The 14557-nt window shown below is 73.6% G+C and carries 16 protein-coding genes; 7 read left to right on the top strand and 9 right to left on the bottom strand.

Annotation, left to right across the window (positions count from 1 at the left end):
* Positions 1-59: 59 nt before the first annotated feature.
* Together ABKW28_RS06355 and ABKW28_RS06350 are read right to left on the bottom strand one after the other, a co-directional pair.
* The gene (locus ABKW28_RS06355) at positions 60-2630 is read right to left on the bottom strand and encodes an ATP-dependent Clp protease ATP-binding subunit (protein ID WP_204797177.1); all 2571 of its coding nucleotides are present in this window, start codon (positions 2628-2630) and stop codon (positions 60-62) included.
* A gap of 190 nt (positions 2631-2820) precedes the next feature.
* Entirely contained in the window at positions 2821-3162 is a 342-nt protein-coding gene (locus ABKW28_RS06350) for an Lsr2 family protein (RefSeq protein WP_193669930.1), read from the bottom strand.
* Positions 3163-3655: 493 nt separating this feature from the next.
* On the opposite strand from ABKW28_RS06350, the gene ABKW28_RS06345 reads away from it, so the two are divergent.
* Positions 3656-4927 (top strand): ATP-binding protein, encoded by a 1272-nt coding sequence (locus ABKW28_RS06345; RefSeq protein WP_193669995.1) that lies wholly within the window; start codon positions 3656-3658, stop codon positions 4925-4927.
* Between the two features lie 31 nt (positions 4928-4958).
* On the opposite strand, the gene ABKW28_RS06340 is transcribed toward ABKW28_RS06345, so the two are convergent.
* From ABKW28_RS06340 to ABKW28_RS06320, 5 genes are all read right to left on the bottom strand, one after another.
* On the bottom strand, positions 4959-5888 hold the full coding sequence (locus ABKW28_RS06340; RefSeq protein ID WP_348607378.1) for an alpha/beta hydrolase fold domain-containing protein: 930 nt from the start codon (positions 5886-5888) through the stop codon (positions 4959-4961).
* A complete protein-coding gene (locus tag ABKW28_RS06335; protein WP_348607375.1) occupies positions 5881-6951 on the bottom strand; it encodes an NADH:flavin oxidoreductase in 1071 nt (356 codons plus the stop codon). Before ABKW28_RS06335 ends, ABKW28_RS06340 begins: the two co-directional genes overlap by 8 nt.
* A 43-nt stretch (positions 6952-6994) precedes the next feature.
* On the bottom strand, positions 6995-7402 hold the full coding sequence (locus ABKW28_RS06330) for a GAF domain-containing protein (RefSeq protein WP_193669992.1): 408 nt from the start codon (positions 7400-7402) through the stop codon (positions 6995-6997).
* A gap of 74 nt (positions 7403-7476) precedes the next feature.
* A complete protein-coding gene (locus tag ABKW28_RS06325; RefSeq protein WP_193669991.1) occupies positions 7477-7692 on the bottom strand; it encodes a CDGSH iron-sulfur domain-containing protein in 216 nt (71 codons plus the stop codon).
* Positions 7689-8708: an iron-containing redox enzyme family protein gene (locus tag ABKW28_RS06320; protein WP_348607372.1), complete on the bottom strand. Its 1020-nt coding sequence runs from the start codon at positions 8706-8708 to the stop codon at positions 7689-7691. The genes ABKW28_RS06325 and ABKW28_RS06320 overlap by 4 nt, the downstream gene beginning before the upstream one ends.
* A gap of 76 nt (positions 8709-8784) precedes the next feature.
* Between ABKW28_RS06320 and ABKW28_RS06315 the strand changes: the two genes are divergently transcribed.
* On the top strand, positions 8785-9420 hold the full coding sequence (locus ABKW28_RS06315; RefSeq protein WP_348607369.1) for a methyltransferase: 636 nt from the start codon (positions 8785-8787) through the stop codon (positions 9418-9420).
* Between the two features lie 46 nt (positions 9421-9466).
* Here ABKW28_RS06315 and ABKW28_RS06310 read toward each other — a convergent pair whose 3' ends face one another.
* The gene (locus tag ABKW28_RS06310) at positions 9467-9715 is read right to left on the bottom strand and encodes a hypothetical protein (protein ID WP_341230453.1); all 249 of its coding nucleotides are present in this window, start codon (positions 9713-9715) and stop codon (positions 9467-9469) included.
* A gap of 192 nt (positions 9716-9907) precedes the next feature.
* Here ABKW28_RS06310 and ABKW28_RS06305 point away from each other — a divergent pair, with 192 nt between their 5' ends.
* Together ABKW28_RS06305 and ABKW28_RS06300 are read left to right on the top strand one after the other, a co-directional pair.
* Entirely contained in the window at positions 9908-10555 is a 648-nt protein-coding gene (locus ABKW28_RS06305; RefSeq protein ID WP_193669987.1) for a response regulator transcription factor, read from the top strand.
* A gap of 7 nt (positions 10556-10562) precedes the next feature.
* Entirely contained in the window at positions 10563-11648 is a 1086-nt protein-coding gene (locus ABKW28_RS06300; protein ID WP_193669986.1) for an aromatic acid exporter family protein, read from the top strand.
* A 33-nt stretch (positions 11649-11681) separates the two neighbouring features.
* Here ABKW28_RS06300 and ABKW28_RS06295 read toward each other — a convergent pair whose 3' ends face one another.
* Entirely contained in the window at positions 11682-12116 is a 435-nt protein-coding gene (locus ABKW28_RS06295) for an SRPBCC family protein (protein WP_348607367.1), read from the bottom strand.
* Positions 12117-12217: 101 nt separating this feature from the next.
* On the opposite strand from ABKW28_RS06295, the gene paaA reads away from it, so the two are divergent.
* From paaA to paaC, 3 genes are read left to right on the top strand one after another with little or no spacing between them, the layout of a single operon-like run.
* Positions 12218-13258, top strand: a complete 1041-nt coding sequence (paaA, locus tag ABKW28_RS06290) for a 1,2-phenylacetyl-CoA epoxidase subunit PaaA (protein ID WP_348607364.1) — start codon at positions 12218-12220, stop codon at positions 13256-13258.
* Positions 13259-13272: 14 nt separating this feature from the next.
* Positions 13273-13599 carry a 1,2-phenylacetyl-CoA epoxidase subunit PaaB gene (paaB, locus tag ABKW28_RS06285; protein ID WP_348607361.1) on the top strand — a complete coding sequence of 109 codons (327 nt, stop codon included), beginning with the start codon at positions 13273-13275 and terminating at the stop codon, positions 13597-13599.
* A gap of 11 nt (positions 13600-13610) precedes the next feature.
* Positions 13611-14555: a 1,2-phenylacetyl-CoA epoxidase subunit PaaC gene (gene paaC / locus ABKW28_RS06280; protein WP_193669982.1), complete on the top strand. Its 945-nt coding sequence runs from the start codon at positions 13611-13613 to the stop codon at positions 14553-14555.
* Positions 14556-14557 lie beyond the last annotated feature (2 nt).

The raw sequence follows: 14557 nt of genomic DNA, 5'->3' as shown, positions 1-14557 counted from the left end.
CGAGTGCCCCGGACCCACCAGGGTCCGGGGCACTCGTCACGAGCCTGTGCTCAGGCGCCTCACTCGGGAGCGGGGCCACCCTTCGGCACGTCGGTCGGACCGCCGTCGTCGTCCGCACCCTCGACCGCGCCGGCGGCCTCGAGCGGCGGGACGTCGGGCAGCGCCGCGACCTTCTGGCCGGTGAAGGTGAAGGTCGCCTCGGCGCCCTCGCCCTCCACGTCGACCAGCACCAGCTGGCCGGGGCCGACCTCGCCGAAGAGCATCTTCTCGGCGAGGGTGTCCTCGATCTCGCGCTGCACCGTGCGGCGCAGCGGACGGGCACCCAGGACCGGGTCGAAGCCCCGCTCGGCCAACAGGTTCTTGGCCGTCTGCGTCAGCTCCAGGCCCATGTCGCGGTCGCGCAGCCGCAGCTCCACACCGGCGACCATGTTGTCGACCATGTGCACGATCTGCTCGCGCGAGAGCGGCGGGAAGACGATCGTCTCGTCGACACGGTTGAGGAACTCGGGCCGGAAGTGCTGCTTGAGCTCGTCGCGGACCTTGCCCTTCATCAGCTCGTAGGAGCCGGCCGCGTCGCCACCCTGGTTGAAACCGAGGTGGACCGACTTGGCGATGTCTCGGGTGCCGAGGTTGGTGGTCATGATGATGACGGTGTTCTTGAAGTCGACCACCCGACCCTGTGAATCGGTCAGACGGCCCTCCTCGAGAATCTGCAGCAGGCTGTTGAAGATGTCGGGGTGCGCCTTCTCGACCTCGTCGAAGAGCACCACCGAGAACGGCTTGCGCCGCACCTTCTCGGTCAGCTGACCGCCCTCTTCATAACCGACGTAGCCCGGAGGAGAACCGAACAGACGGCTCACCGTGTGCTTCTCGGAGAACTCGCTCATGTCGAGCTGGATCAGCGAGTCCTCGTCACCGAAGAGGAATTCGGCGAGCGACTTGGAGAGCCACGTCTTACCGACACCCGAGGGGCCGGCGAAGATGAACGAACCACCGGGACGCTTGGGGTCCTTGAGGCCGGCACGCGTACGCCGGATCGCCCGCGACAGGGCCCGGACGGCCTCGTCCTGGCCGATGACGCGCTTGTGCAGCTCGTCCTCCATCTTGAGCAGCCGCGAGGACTCCTCCTCCGACAGCTTCACGATCGGGATGCCGGTCGCCACGGCGAGCACCTCGGCGATCAGCTCCTCGTCGACCTCGGCGACCTCGTCCATGTCGCCGGCGCGCCACTGCTTCTCGCGCTCGGCCTTCTTGAGGATGAGCTGCTTCTCCTCGTCGCGCAGACGAGCGGCGGCCTCGAAGTCCTGGCCGTCGATGGCGGCCTCCTTCTTCTGCCGCACCGCGTCGATCTTGTCGTCGTACTCACGCAGGTCGGCGGGCGCGGTCATCCGGCGGATGCGCAGGCGCGAGCCGGCCTCGTCGATGAGGTCGATCGCCTTGTCGGGCAGGAACCGGTCGGAGATGTAGCGGTCGGCCAGGGTGGCGGCCGAGACGAGCGCCTCGTCGGTGATGGTCACCCGGTGGTGCGCCTCGTAGCGGTCGCGCAGGCCCTTGAGCATCTCGATGGTGTGCGCGATCGAGGGCTCGGCGACCTGGATCGGCTGGAAGCGGCGCTCGAGCGCGGCGTCCTTCTCCAGGTGCTTACGGTACTCGTCGAGCGTGGTCGCACCGATGGTCTGCAGCTCGCCGCGGGCCAGCATCGGCTTGAGGATGCTGGCGGCGTCGATCGCGCCCTCGGCCGCGCCGGCCCCGACGAGGGTGTGGATCTCGTCGATGAACAGCACGATGTCGCCGCGGGTGCGGATCTCCTTGAGCACCTTCTTGAGGCGCTCCTCGAAGTCACCGCGGTAGCGCGAGCCGGCCACCAGCGCACCCAGGTCGAGGGTGTAGATCTGCTTGTCCTTCAGCGTCTCGGGCACGTTGCCCTTGACGATGTCGGCGGCCAGGCCCTCGACGACGGTGGTCTTGCCGACGCCGGGCTCACCGATCAGGACCGGGTTGTTCTTCGTGCGCCGCGAGAGGATCTGCATGACCCGCTCGATCTCCTGGTCACGACCGATGACCGGGTCGAGCTTGCCCTCGCGGGCGTCCTGGGTCAGGTTGCGCCCGAACTGGTCGAGCACCAGCGACGAGGACGGCGCCTCGCCGGCACCCGAGGTCGCTGCCGCGGCCGAGGCCGAGGACTCCTTGCCCTGGAAGCCCGAGAGCAGCTGGATGACCTGCTGGCGGACCCGGTTGAGGTCGGCGCCGAGCTTCTGCAGCACCTGGGCGGCCACGCCCTCGCCCTCGCGGATCAGCCCGAGCAGGATGTGCTCGGTGCCGATGTAGGAGTGGCCGAGCTGGAGCGCCTCGCGCAGCGAGAGCTCGAGCACCTTCTTGGCGCGCGGGGTGAAGGGGATGTGCCCGCTGGGCGCCTGCTGGCCCTGGCCGATGATCTCCTCGACCTGGGCACGCACGGCCTCGAGCGAGATGTCGAGGCTCTCCAGCGCCTTCGCGGCCACGCCCTCGCCCTCGTGGATCAGGCCCAGCAGGATGTGCTCGGTGCCGATGTAGTTGTGGGAGAGCATGCGGGCCTCTTCCTGGGCCAGCACGACCACCCGGCGGGCTCGGTCGGTAAACCGCTCGAACATGGGCATCGCTCCTCAAGCTGTGTGGGGGATTCCCCGCCCGATCGTCGAGCGGTGGAGACATCTGTTCCAACCCCGCGACCAGCCTACGCGTTCCCCCACACGACCGAAGACCCGTCCGCTGTCAGCGAACGGGTCTCCGGGTGGTGCGGGGTGCTGCGGGGTGCTGCGGGGTGGCGCGGGGTGGCGCGGGTCAGTGCGCGGCGTCGTACGCCTCGCGCACCTCGCTGCTCACGCGGCCCCGCTCGGAGACCTCCATGCCCTGCTCGCGCGCCCAGTCGCGGATGTCCTTGGTGCTCGGGCCGCCCGAGGAGCCGGCGCCACCGGTCGACGCGCGACGCCCCGAGCCGCGGCGCGAGGAGGAGACCTTGCGGGCGTGGCCGACGTAGCGGGCGAACGCGTCGCGCATCTCGGCCGCGTTCTCGGCGGTCAGGTCGATCTCGTAGGAGGTGCCGTCGAGTGCGAAGGAGACGGTCTCCGATGCCTCGGTGCCGTCGAGGTCGTCCTCGAGAATGATCTGGACCTTCTGCGCCATTTGTTTTCTTCCTTGCTGTCGCTCGAACAGAGATATCGATCCCGCGGGCGTCACCGCCTAATGCGGGGCAATTGCTGCGTTTCGCCGTGCAGCATTGTGCATCATGCCATCACGTTCGTATCGCCGACAATTGACGCGGCTTTCTTTACCTGCAATTGCGACGCCACCTGAGCATCCACGAGAAAGCGTCCGTCGAATTGCAGGATCGCGCGCCGGGGAATGGCTGCGGACCGAATTGCGGCTCGAGTCGTGGTTCGGGTCGTGGCTTGGGTCGTGGTCTGAGTTGTGGCTCGACTCGTGTGCCCCAGGACGCGCCCTGGCGCGTCCACAGGCCACGACCCGAACCACGACCCGAACCACGACCCGGGCCACGTCCCGCGCGGACGCCACGGTGGGACGGACGGCGAGGGTGGGAGCGGTGGGAGCCGGGGCTGGCTACGATGCCGGAGGCGGCTCCCTGCCGCCCCAGGGCGCTCGAGGGGGGTGGTGGCCCGTGCCGGCGTCGGTGCTGAGCGAGGAGCAGGTGCTGCCTGCCGAGCCGCGCAGCGCCCTCGAGGCCCGTCGTCTCGTACGCCGCCTGCTCGCGGAGGCGGGCGCCGAGCGGTTCGTCGAGGCCACCGAGCTGGCCGTCTCGGAGCTGGTCACCAACGCCGTGGTGCACGCCGGCGGGGAGGTGCGCCTGCGGGTGCGCTGCGGCCCGCGCGCCGTGCGCGTCGAGGTCGACGACTCCAGCTCGCACCGGCCCGTGCCGCGGCACTGGACGACCACGTCGGGCACCGGCCGGGGGCTGCACCTGATCGCCGACTGCGTCGACGTCTGGGACGTCGAGATGCGTCCGGGGCGGGGCAAGACCGTGTGGTTCGAGATCGGTGAGACCCGGGCCCGGGCCGGTCACGACCCGGGTGCGGCCTACCAGGGCGGCGCCGGCGTCGTCGAGGTCGAGCTGCTCGACGTGCCGCTGCTGATGCACCACGCCTGGCAGGAGCACGCCGCCGGGCTGCTGCGCGAGCACCTGCTGCTGCGCCTCGAGGAGGAGCCGGGCGCACTCGACGAGCACGCCGCCGCCAGCGACGCCCTCAACCTGCTCCACGAGCAGCTGCCGCTGCCGCTGCTGCACGACGACGGCGAGGCGATCATGGCCGGCGCCGTCGAGCCGGGCGTCAGCGCGGCGCGCCTGGTGCTGAGGGTGCCGGCCGCGTCGGTGCCGCACTTCGAGGTCCTCAACGCCTCGCTGGGCTCGGCACTGGCCCACGCCCGCGAGGGCCGGCTGCTGGCCCCCACCACCCAGCCCGAGATCGAGCTGATGCGCGACTGGCTCTGCGGCGAGGTGACCGGCCAGGCGCGCGGCGCCCGGCCGGTGCCGTGGCGCAGCACCGGCCTCGACGTGGCCCGCCCCGCGCCCTCGCCGCTCATCGGCTCCCCGGCGGTCGCGGCGCTGGTCGCGCAGGCGCCCGTCGTGGTCACCGACGCGCGCCACGACATCGTGGGGGTCAGCCCCGAGGTCGCCGCCTTCCTGGGCTACGACGACCCCTCGCGGCTCGAGGGCCGGCGGGTGCTGGTGGTGGTCCCCGAGCGCTTCCGCCAGGCCCACGTGGCCGGCACGACGATGCACGCCTCGCACGGGCGCGACGTGCTGCTCGACCAGGTGGTGCGGGTGCCGGTGGTGCGCGCCGACGGCAGCGAGGTGGTGGCGGCCTTCGAGGTCACCGCCCAGCGCCTCGACGCCGACGACCGGGTCTTCGTGGCCCGCTTCCTGCTGGACTGAGCGCCCGGCCGGCCCAGTCAGGTCAGCCGGCTCAGTCGGCCAGCCAGGCCACCAGCTCGGCGGCCAGGCCGCGCTGCTCGGGCAGGCCCGGGAAGAGCGCCCAGTCGTGCGGCAGGCCCTCGCGCACCCGCAGCTCGAGGTCGGTGCCCCCGGCGGCCGCGGCCTGCTGGGCCAGCCGCTCGCACTGCGGCCAGAAGACCTCGCGGGTGCCCACCAGTGCCAGCACCCGGCCCAGTCCCGAGAGGTCGGCGAGGCCGGGGGAGATGCGCGGGTCGTCGAGCCCGTGCGGCCCGGCGTACAGCCGGGCGGCGCCGTGCAGGGCCCGCCGGCTCAGCAGGGGGTCGAGCCGGTCGGCGGCGATCGTGCCGGCGTCGGCCATCACGGCGTCGACCCACGGCGAGAGCAGCACCGTGGCGCGCGGCATCGTCGCGCCCTCGTCGCGCAGCTGCTGCAGCAGCGCCAGCGAGAGCCCGCCGCCCGCGGAGTCGCCGGCCAGGACCGGCGCCGGGCGGCCGTCGTCGGCCGCGGCCTCGACGGCCAGCCCCCACGCCTCGCGCACCATGGGCAGCGTCTCGTCGACGGTGTGCTCGGGCGCGAGGGGGTAGTCGACGAGCGAGACGGCGTAGCCGTGCGGCAGCAGCCGCGAGAGGAAGGGCCAGTGCTGCGCCTGCAGCGTGTAGGCGCCGCCGTGCAGGTAGAAGACGTGGTCGCGCGCGCCGGCCGGGGTCACGGTCGCGACCCGTCCGGCGCCGACCTCGGTGGTGGCCACGTCGTGGCGCGCGGCCAGCGAACGGGGCACCAGCGGCGTGCGCAGGCGCGGCGGGTGGGTGAAGACCCGGGTCACGAGCGCGCCGGGCACCAGCCCGAAGGCGCGCACCGCCAGGCGGGCCTGCCAGGAGGGGGTGCCGGTGGCGGGCACCGGCTCGGGCCCGGGCACCGGGGAGGGGGTCGGCTCAGGCAACGAAGTCCCACCCCGCGGCGAGGTACTCGATGAAGTCGGGGCCCACGCGCTCGGCGCGCAGGTGGTCGCGGCTGACGGGCGTGGCGGCCATGGCGAAGGCGGGGTCGGCCAGCGCGCGGCGGGCGAAGTCGTGGTGCAGGATGCCGGCGGTGCCGACGGTCACGAAGTCGGCGCCCCGCTCGAGGCACCAGTCGGCGTCGGCGGTCGAGACGATGCCGCCGGCCACCCCGAGACGGGCGCTGCCGCGCTCGAGGGCCGTGAAGTGGTCGATCAGCGCGCCGTCGTACGCCGTCTCGAAGGGCGCCTTGCGCACGTCCCACAGCGACATGTCGAGGTGGTCGACCGCGCCCGAGACCATCAGCTGCTCGGCCAGCGCGGTCGACTCGGCGAGCGCGATGCCGCTGCGCTCGGGGGTCAGTCGCATCCCGACCTGGAAGTCGGGCCCGGTGGCGGAGCGGATGCCGTCGACGACCTCGTGGAAGACCCGGGCCCGGTTCTCGGCGGAGCCGCCGTAGGCGTCGGTGCGGTGGTTGGAGCGCGCGTCGAGGAACTGCGCCAGCAGGTAGGCGTGGGCGCCGTGCACCTGCACGCCGTCGAAGCCGGCGCGCTCGCAGCGCACCGCGGCGTCGACGAAGTCCTGCACGACCCGCTGCACCTCGCCGGTGCTCAGCGCCCGGGCGCCCTTGGCCTCGTCGTCCCACGGGGCCACGGTCGGGTGGCCCGACAGCTCCTGCGAGGCGCGCATGCCGCCGTGCTGCAGCTGCACGCACGAGGTGGTGCCGCTCTCGCGCAGGGCCGTGGCCAACCGGGTCAGGCCCGGCAGGAACCGGTCGTCCCACACGGCGAGCTGGCCGTCCCAGCACTGGCCCTCGGGCGAGACGTGCGCGGCGCACGTCATCACCATCGCGAAGCCGCCCTCGCCGCGCGCCACGAGCCAGTCGAGCTCGTCGTCGGAGAGGCTGCCGTCGGGGTGCGACTGCAGGTTGGTCAGCGGCGCCAGCGTGATGCGGTTGGCCCACGCGGGTCCGTGGGCGAGGGCGAGGGGGTCCTGGAGCGAGGTCACGGCCCCATCATCCACGCCCCTCCCACCGGCAGACGGGTCGGCGTCAGCGGTCGTGGATGCGCTGCAGGTTGCGCCCGCCGCGGGCGAAGGAGGTCCGCACCGCCGGCGGGACGTCGACGTCGGCGACCTCGCGCCAGGCGCAGGGCCGCACGTGCGCCAGGTCGAGGCGGTGCGCCTCGGGGTCGACGTCGTAGCGCCAGCCACCCTCCAGCTCGCCCATCCACCAGCCGCCGTCGGCGTCACGGGTCCAGGCCAGGGTCCCGTCGGCCTCGTCGGCGAAGCGCCGCAGCCGGGCCGCGACGCGCTGGTCGTGCTCCTCCTCGACGAGCGCCAGCGCGTCGGCGAGGTCGAGCGGCTCGCGCGAGAGCCGCCCACCGACCCCGCACACGCGCCGGGCCAGCGCGCGGCGTACGGCGGCGCCGTGGTCGACCGTGTCGTCGCGCGAGCGCATCGGCGCCCTCAGGACCCGGGGTTCCCCGGGCGCGCCGGGCCTGCCTGGCCTGCCGGGCTCGGACGCCGCGGGGCTCACACCGAGCCGAGCCGCCGGGCGCGCTGGCCGCCGGCCAGCGCCTTGTGCGAGCCGTCGCACCAGGGCTTGAGCGAGGAGGCGCCGCAGCGGCACACGGCCGTGACGGGCCGCGTCGAGACGTGCCGCTGGCCGTCCTCGTCCTCCACGACCACCTCGCCGCGCACCAGCATCGGCCCGTCCTCGCAGAGCGTGACCTGCGTGGGCTCGCTCATGCCACGTCCTCGCTGGCCTCGGTCTCGCCGGCACCGCGGCGCACGTGCTCGAGCACGGCGGTCGCCGTGGCGGCCTCCGCGAGCAGGCACACGGCCGCGCCGAACGCGATCTCCGGCTCGCTGCCGGGCACCTCGGCGACGTAGGAGCCGACGAGGTCGCGCACCGCGAGCTGCTCGTGCACCGCGTCGGCGACCATGTGCTCGCGGTAGTAGGCCACCATCGGCTCGGGCGTGCCGAGCCGCTCCATGCCCCGCACCACCCGCCGCGAGGGCACCGCGCTGGTGACCTCGAAGGCCGCCAGGTGGCCCAGCGCCGCGGGCGCCAGGCGCCGGTGCAGGCCCAGCAGGCTCATCAGGTTGTTCTGCTCGAGCACCTCCGGCAGCGCGCCGTCGACGTGGGCGGCGTACGACGCGTCGAGGCCGCAGGCGCGCATGCCGCGCGCCCACAGCTGGGCGTGCAGGTCGTCGGGACGGCCGTTGCCGTACTCGTCGGCCGCGATCGTCACCAGGTGCGCCTTGGTGGTGTCGGGCAGGCGCGGCAGGGTCCACATCGCCGCGTCCTGCTCCTTGACGTGGTAGATCGAGCGCTGCCGCAGCACCTCGGCCAGCTGCTCCTCGTCGGCCTCGCGCTGCACGAACCGGGCCACCGACTCGGCGCCGGTGTCGGCCTCGCAGAACGCGAAGAAGGCGCGGGCCAGGTCGGCCGGCTCCGCCCCGACGGGCAGCTCGGGCAGGTCGGCGGCCGCGACCCGCTCGCGCCAGCGCTGCTCGAGGCGCCGCTCGAGGTCGCCGCGGACCGCCAGCAGGTCGGGGCGCCACTCGTGGTCGGCACCGCCGGCGACGGCGTCGTCGAAGCCGTGGTGGTGCAGCTCGTAGAGCAGCCACAGCGCCAGCTCCTCGTCGCCGGAACCGGGCCGGCCCGGAGCGGGCGCGTCGTCGGGCAGGGGCTCATCGCCGCGCAGGTCCGCGATCAGGGCGGCGCTGAGCGGGCCGCGGGCACGGGGAAGGAGGGGCATGTCCTGACCGTTCCCCGCCCGGAGGTGGCTCATCCACCCCCACAAGGGTGTCCGTGCGTGACCTAGGTTGCTGCGCATGCCTGCACCAACCCCGGAGACGAGCCTGCGCCGGATGGGCTTCGGCCCCCTCGAGATCGCGTACGACGACAGCGTGCTCGAGCCGCGCCCCTGGACGCAGGCGCAGTCGCTGTGGGCCCGCGAGCTGCTCGACGCGGCCCCGGCCGGCCGGGTGCTCGAGCTGTGCGCCGGGGTGGGCCACATCGGCCTGCTGGCCGTGCACGGCACCGACCGCTCGATCGCCTGCGTCGACCTCTCACCGCGCGCCGTCGAGCTGCTGGCGGCCAACGCGGAGGCCAACGCGATGGCCGCGCAGGTCGAGGTGGTGCACACCGACCTGGCCCGCCTGCCCCTCGACGAGGAGCGCTTCGCGCTGGTGGTCGCCGACCCGCCGTGGGTGCCGAGCGCCGAGGTGGGGCGCTACCCCGCCGACCCGACGCTGGCCATCGACGGCGGCCCGCAGGGCCTCGACGTGGCCCGGGCGTGCATCCGCGCCGCCGGCGCCTGCCTGGCGGGAGACGGGCTGCTGGTGCTGCAGCTGGGCACGCCCGAGCAGGCTGCGTCGCTGGCCCCCGACCTCGAGGCGGCCGGCCTGCGCACGGTCGAGGTGCGTGCCCTCGAGCGCGGCACGCTGGTGCGCGCCGACCGGCTCTGAGCCCACCCGGCCCACGAGCCGGCTCGTCCGGGCCGGCCGGCCCGGCTCAGCAGGGCTCGACAGCGGGCAGGGGCGCGGCGGTGTCCGCCTGCTCGCGCACCTGGTCGCACAGCCCGGCCAGGCGCAGGGCGTACTCGTCGGTGTCGAGACGCCGCCCGGTCCAGGCCCGGTGCAGGTCGATGGCCTGCAGCCGCACCCGGGCGGACAGGACCGGATCTCGCCGCTCGATCCGTGCGAGCTGCTGCATCAGGCTCATCCGCGTCTGGGTCACCTGTGCGTCGACGTGCGTGTCCATGTCCCACCTCCCGGGTGTCGTTGGTCTGGTCCTCGTCATCGTAGGTCGCGCCCCCGCGCCCGGCCGAGTCGACGAGGAGCGGGCCGGGCTGCCACAGGTCCTCGCGCGACAGCATCATCCCTGGGGATGAGCAGCGTCCCGCCTCCCGGCGGCGACGAGGTGTCCGGCACGTGTCGTCCCTATGATCGAGCCATGTCCAGCCACGTGCGCGTCGCGATCGTCAACGACTACGAGATCGTCGTCGCCGGCATCGCCGCCGTCCTCGAGCCGTTCTCCGACCGGATCAGCGTCGTCGAGCTCGACAGCGGGATGCCGGTGGTCGGCGACGTCGACGTGGTGCTCTACGACTCCTTCGGCCAGGTGCAGGGCGGCGACGTCGACGTGGCCCGGCTGATGGCCGGCGGCAGCGGTCGCCTGGTGATCTTCAGCTGGAACACCGAGCCCGAGCTCGTCGAGGCCTCGCTGGCCGCGGGCGCCGCCGGCTACATCCCCAAGGGCATCCCCGCCAAGGAGCTCGTCGACCTGATCGAGGCCGTGCACCGTGGCGAGCGGGTGCTGCCCGGCAACGTGGCGACGCCCGAGAGCGACGACTTCGGGCGCTGGCCGGGCCGCGAGCACGGGCTGAGCCCCCGCGAGGCCGAGGTGCTGGCGCTGATCTGCCAGGGCCTGAGCAACCAGGAGATCACCGAGCGGGCGTTCCTGGGGCTCAACACCGTCAAGACCTACATCCGCTCGCTCTACCGCAAGATCGGCGTCGACAGCCGCACCCGGGCGCTGCTGTGGGGGATCGACCACGGCTTCCGCCCCGACCACGTGCGCCGCCCCGGCCCGCACGCCTGAGCGGGGCATGCCGGTGCAGCGTCCCCAGGTCCGCTCCCAGGTGCGCTCGGCCCTGGGCCGGCTGCGCGAGCCCGCGGTGCACACCGACCTGCTCCAGGTCGTCAAGGCCACCATCGCCACGGTCGTCGCGTGGGTGCTCGCCGACACCTGGCTCGACCTCGAGCAGGCGTTCCTGGCGCCCTGGGTGGCGCTGCTGACCGTGCACGCCACCGTCTACCGCTCGGTGCTGCGCGGCGGCCAGTCGGTGGCCGCGACCTTCCTGGGCGTGCTGCTGGCCTACGCCGTCTTCGAGCTCCTCGGCTACGGCCCGCTGTCGGTGGGGCTCGGGGTGCTGGTCGGGCTGCTGCTGGCCCGGCTGCCCCCGCTGCGGCTCGAGGGCGTGGCGGTCGCCACCACCGCGCTGTTCCTGCTGACCCTCGGCGGCACCTCGGAGGAGTCGGAGCTGGTCGACCGGCTGCTGGCGACCGCGATCGGGGTGCTGACCGGCATCGTCGTCAACCTCCTGGTGGTGCCCCCGCTCGACGACCGCGGAGCCGAGCACCAGCTCGACCTGATCCACCGCCGACTCGGGGCGCTGCTGCGGAGGATGGCCTCCGAGCTCGACGAGGGCGTCGACGACGAGGGGGTGCGGGCCTGGGTCGAGGAGACCCGCGGCATCGACGCCGAGGTCGACCGGGCCGAGTGGCTGCTGGAGTACTCCCGCGAGTCGCAGTGGTGGAACCCCCGCCGCCACCGCTCGTCCAGCGTCAGCGACACCGAGCGCGGCAGCGACGTGCTGGTGCGCCTCGAGGAGGGCGTCGCCCAGGCCCGCGCCATCGCCCGGACCCTGGAGGAGTCGGTGATCGAGGCCGAGGACTGGGACCCGCGCTTCCGCGACCCGTTCCTGCGCCTGCTCGACCAGGTCGGGCGCCGCATCAGCGACCCCGAGGCCTACCTGCACTCGCTGCGCGAGGAGATCGACGCGCTGACCAACGAGCTGTCGGCCCAGGACCTGCCGGGCCTGCGCTGGCCGCTCTACGGCTCGCTGATCACCTCGCTGCGCCACGTCGTGACGATCGTCGACGACGTCGCCTCGACCCTGGCCCGTCCCTGACCCTCCCCCAGAGCCGGCCGCAGAGCCGGCGGGTCAGCGCTCGAGGTGCGCCTTGAGCAGGGCCAGGTCCTTGCGCGTCGCCCGGCGCACCGCCAGCGCCATCACCGGTGCCGAGACCCCGGCGAAGCCGCTGGGCCGGCCCCGGTTGGCGAGGGTCATCCGGGTGCCGTCGCCCTCGGGTGACCACGTGTAGGTGGTCTCCATCGGGAAGGGTCCGTCGCTGGTGCGCATCACCAGCCGCTCGCCGGGCACCAGCTCGACCACCTCGTAGGTGTAGGCCAGCCGCCGGCCCAGGAACCGGGCCACGAAGTCCATCCGCGAGCCGATCGCCACCGGCGGCGGCGTGCGCCACTCGACGCTGCGGATGTTGGCGTACCACCGCGGCGCGTTGCCCGGGTCGCCGGCGTACGCCGCGACCTCCTGCGGCGAGCGGGCGATGTGGGTGTGCACCTCGACGTCGACGTCCATCCGCCCATCCTCGCGCGTCGTCCCTGCGCGGGGCACTTGTGAGCGGGGCCACGCCGTGGTGCAATTAACAGACCGACCGGTCAGTAATTCCAGGAGGCCCGATGAGCACCAGTGCCGGAGAGCGCACGGACGAGCGCTCCGACGAGGCCCGGCTGGAGGAGCAGTTCGAGGCCGTCATCGCGCGCCACGAGCGCATCGAGCCGCGTGACTGGATGCCCGAGGCCTACCGTCGGACCCTGGTGCGCCAGGTCGCCCAGCACGCGCACTCCGAGATCATCGGGATGCAGCCGGAGGGTGCCTGGCTGACCCGGGCGCCCTCGCTGCGCCGCAAGGCGGTGCTGCTGGCCAAGGTGCAGGACGAGGCCGGCCACGGGCTCTACCTCTACTCGGCCTGCGAGACCCTCGGCGTCTCCCGCGGCGAGCTGACCCAGATGCTCGTCGACGGCCGGCAGAAGTACTCCTCCATCTTCAACTACCCCACGCTGTCCTACGCCGACGTCGGCACCATCGGCTGGCTGGTCGACGGCGCGGCGATCTGCAACCAGGTGCCGCTGTGCCGCACCTCCTACGGGCCCTACGGGCGCGCGATGATCCGGGTCTGCAAGGAGGAGTCCTTCCACCAGCGCCAGGGCTACGAGCTGCTGATGACGATGATGGGCGGCACCGACGAGCAGCGCGCGATGGTCCAGGAGTCCGTCGACCGGTTCTGGTGGCCGGCGCTGATGATGTTCGGCCCGCCCGACGACGCCTCGCCCAACACCGCGCGCTCGCTGGCCTGGGGCATCAAGCGCAACACCAACGACGAGCTGCGCCAGAAGTTCGTCGACATGACCGTGCCGCAGGCCGAGCGGCTCGGGGTCACCCTCCCCGACCCCGACCTGCGCTGGAACGACGAGCGCGGAGCCCACGACTTCGGCGAGCCCGACTGGGACGAGCTGACCCGGGTGATCAGCGGCGCCGGGCCCTGCAACGCCGAGCGCATCGCCCACCGGCGCCGCGCCCACGAGGAGGGTGGGTGGGTGCGCGAGGCGGCAAGCGCGTTCGCGCGGGCGACGAAGGAGCCCGGGCGAGGCCGCGCGCAGGTCGAGCGAGCCCCGGGGTCGAGCCTGCGAGACCCCGACGGGCGGGTCGAGACCCCGTGAGCGAGGAGACGACGATGACCACCACCCCTGACGGCACCACCCCCGACGACACCAGCCCCCGGGCCGAGTGGCCCCTCTACGAGGTCTTCGTGCGCGGCAAGCGCGGCCTCAACCACGTGCACGTCGGCTCGCTGCACGCCGCCGACGACACGATGGCGCTGCACCACGCCCGCGACGTCTACACCCGCCGCAACGAGGGCGTGAGCATCTGGGTGGTGCGCGCCGACGCGATCACCGCCTCGAGCCCCGACGAGAAGGACCCGCTCTTCGCGCCGTCGGGCGACAAGGTCTACCGCCACCCCACCTTCTACGACGTCCCCGCCGACGTCCCCCACATGTGAGGCGTGCCCCCATGAGCCAGCACGCGAGCCAGCACACGAGCCACGAGTCGGTGTACGACGGCCTGGTCGAGGACCACGGCGACGTGTCGGGCCAGTGGGCCTTCGGCACGTCCTTCGAGGACCCCCTGGCCGGTGTCGACACGACGATGCCCGAGGGGGTCGACGGCGCCGACCTGGCGGCGTACTGCCTGGGGCTCGGCGACGACGCGCTGGTGCTCTCGCACCGGCTCTCGCAGTGGTGCAGCCGCGCGCCCGACCTCGAGGACGACATCGCGGTCGCCAACATCGCGCTCGACCTGCTCGGCCAGGCCCGGCTGCTGCTGGCCCGCGCCGCGGCCGCCGACCCCGCCGTGGTGCCGGTGCTCGCCGAGGGCTCGCCCGCCCCCGACGAGGACCGGCTCGCCTTCTTCCGCGAGGCCGGCGAGCTGCGCTGCACCCGGCTCGTCGAGCTCGAGCACGGCGACTTCGCGCACCTGGTGGTGCGGCTGCTGCTCTTCTCCACCGCCCGGCTGGCGCTGCTGCACCGGCTGGCCGGCACCCGCGACCCGGTGCTGGCGGCGATCGGCGCCAAGGGCGCCACCGAGGTCACCTACCACCGCGACTACGCCGCCCGCTGGGTGGTGACCCTGGCCCGCGGCACCGAGGAGTCGCGGCGCCGGCTGCTGGCCGCCCTCGACGAGCTGGCGCCCTGGCACCCCGAGCAGCTCGACGCCCACCCGGTCGCCACGCGTCTGGCGCAGGCCGGCGCGGGCGTCGACCCCGCCGCCACGGCCGAGGAGGTCGAGGGGGTGCTGGCGCAGGTGCTCGCGGAGGCGCGGTGCTCGTGGCCCGACGTCGCCCCCCGGGCCGGGGTGCGGGGACGCACCGGACGCGACGGCATGCACACCGAGGCGCTGGGCCGGATGCTGGCCGAGATGCAGGTCGTGGCCCGCGCGCACCCGCTGGGGCGGTGGTGAGC

This window comes from Nocardioides sp. 31GB23, from assembly GCF_040012395.1.
Taxonomy (GTDB): domain Bacteria; phylum Actinomycetota; class Actinomycetes; order Propionibacteriales; family Nocardioidaceae; genus Nocardioides; species Nocardioides salarius.
Note: the sequence above shows the minus strand (reverse complement) of the source record. Positions and strands in the feature narration are given on the sequence as shown.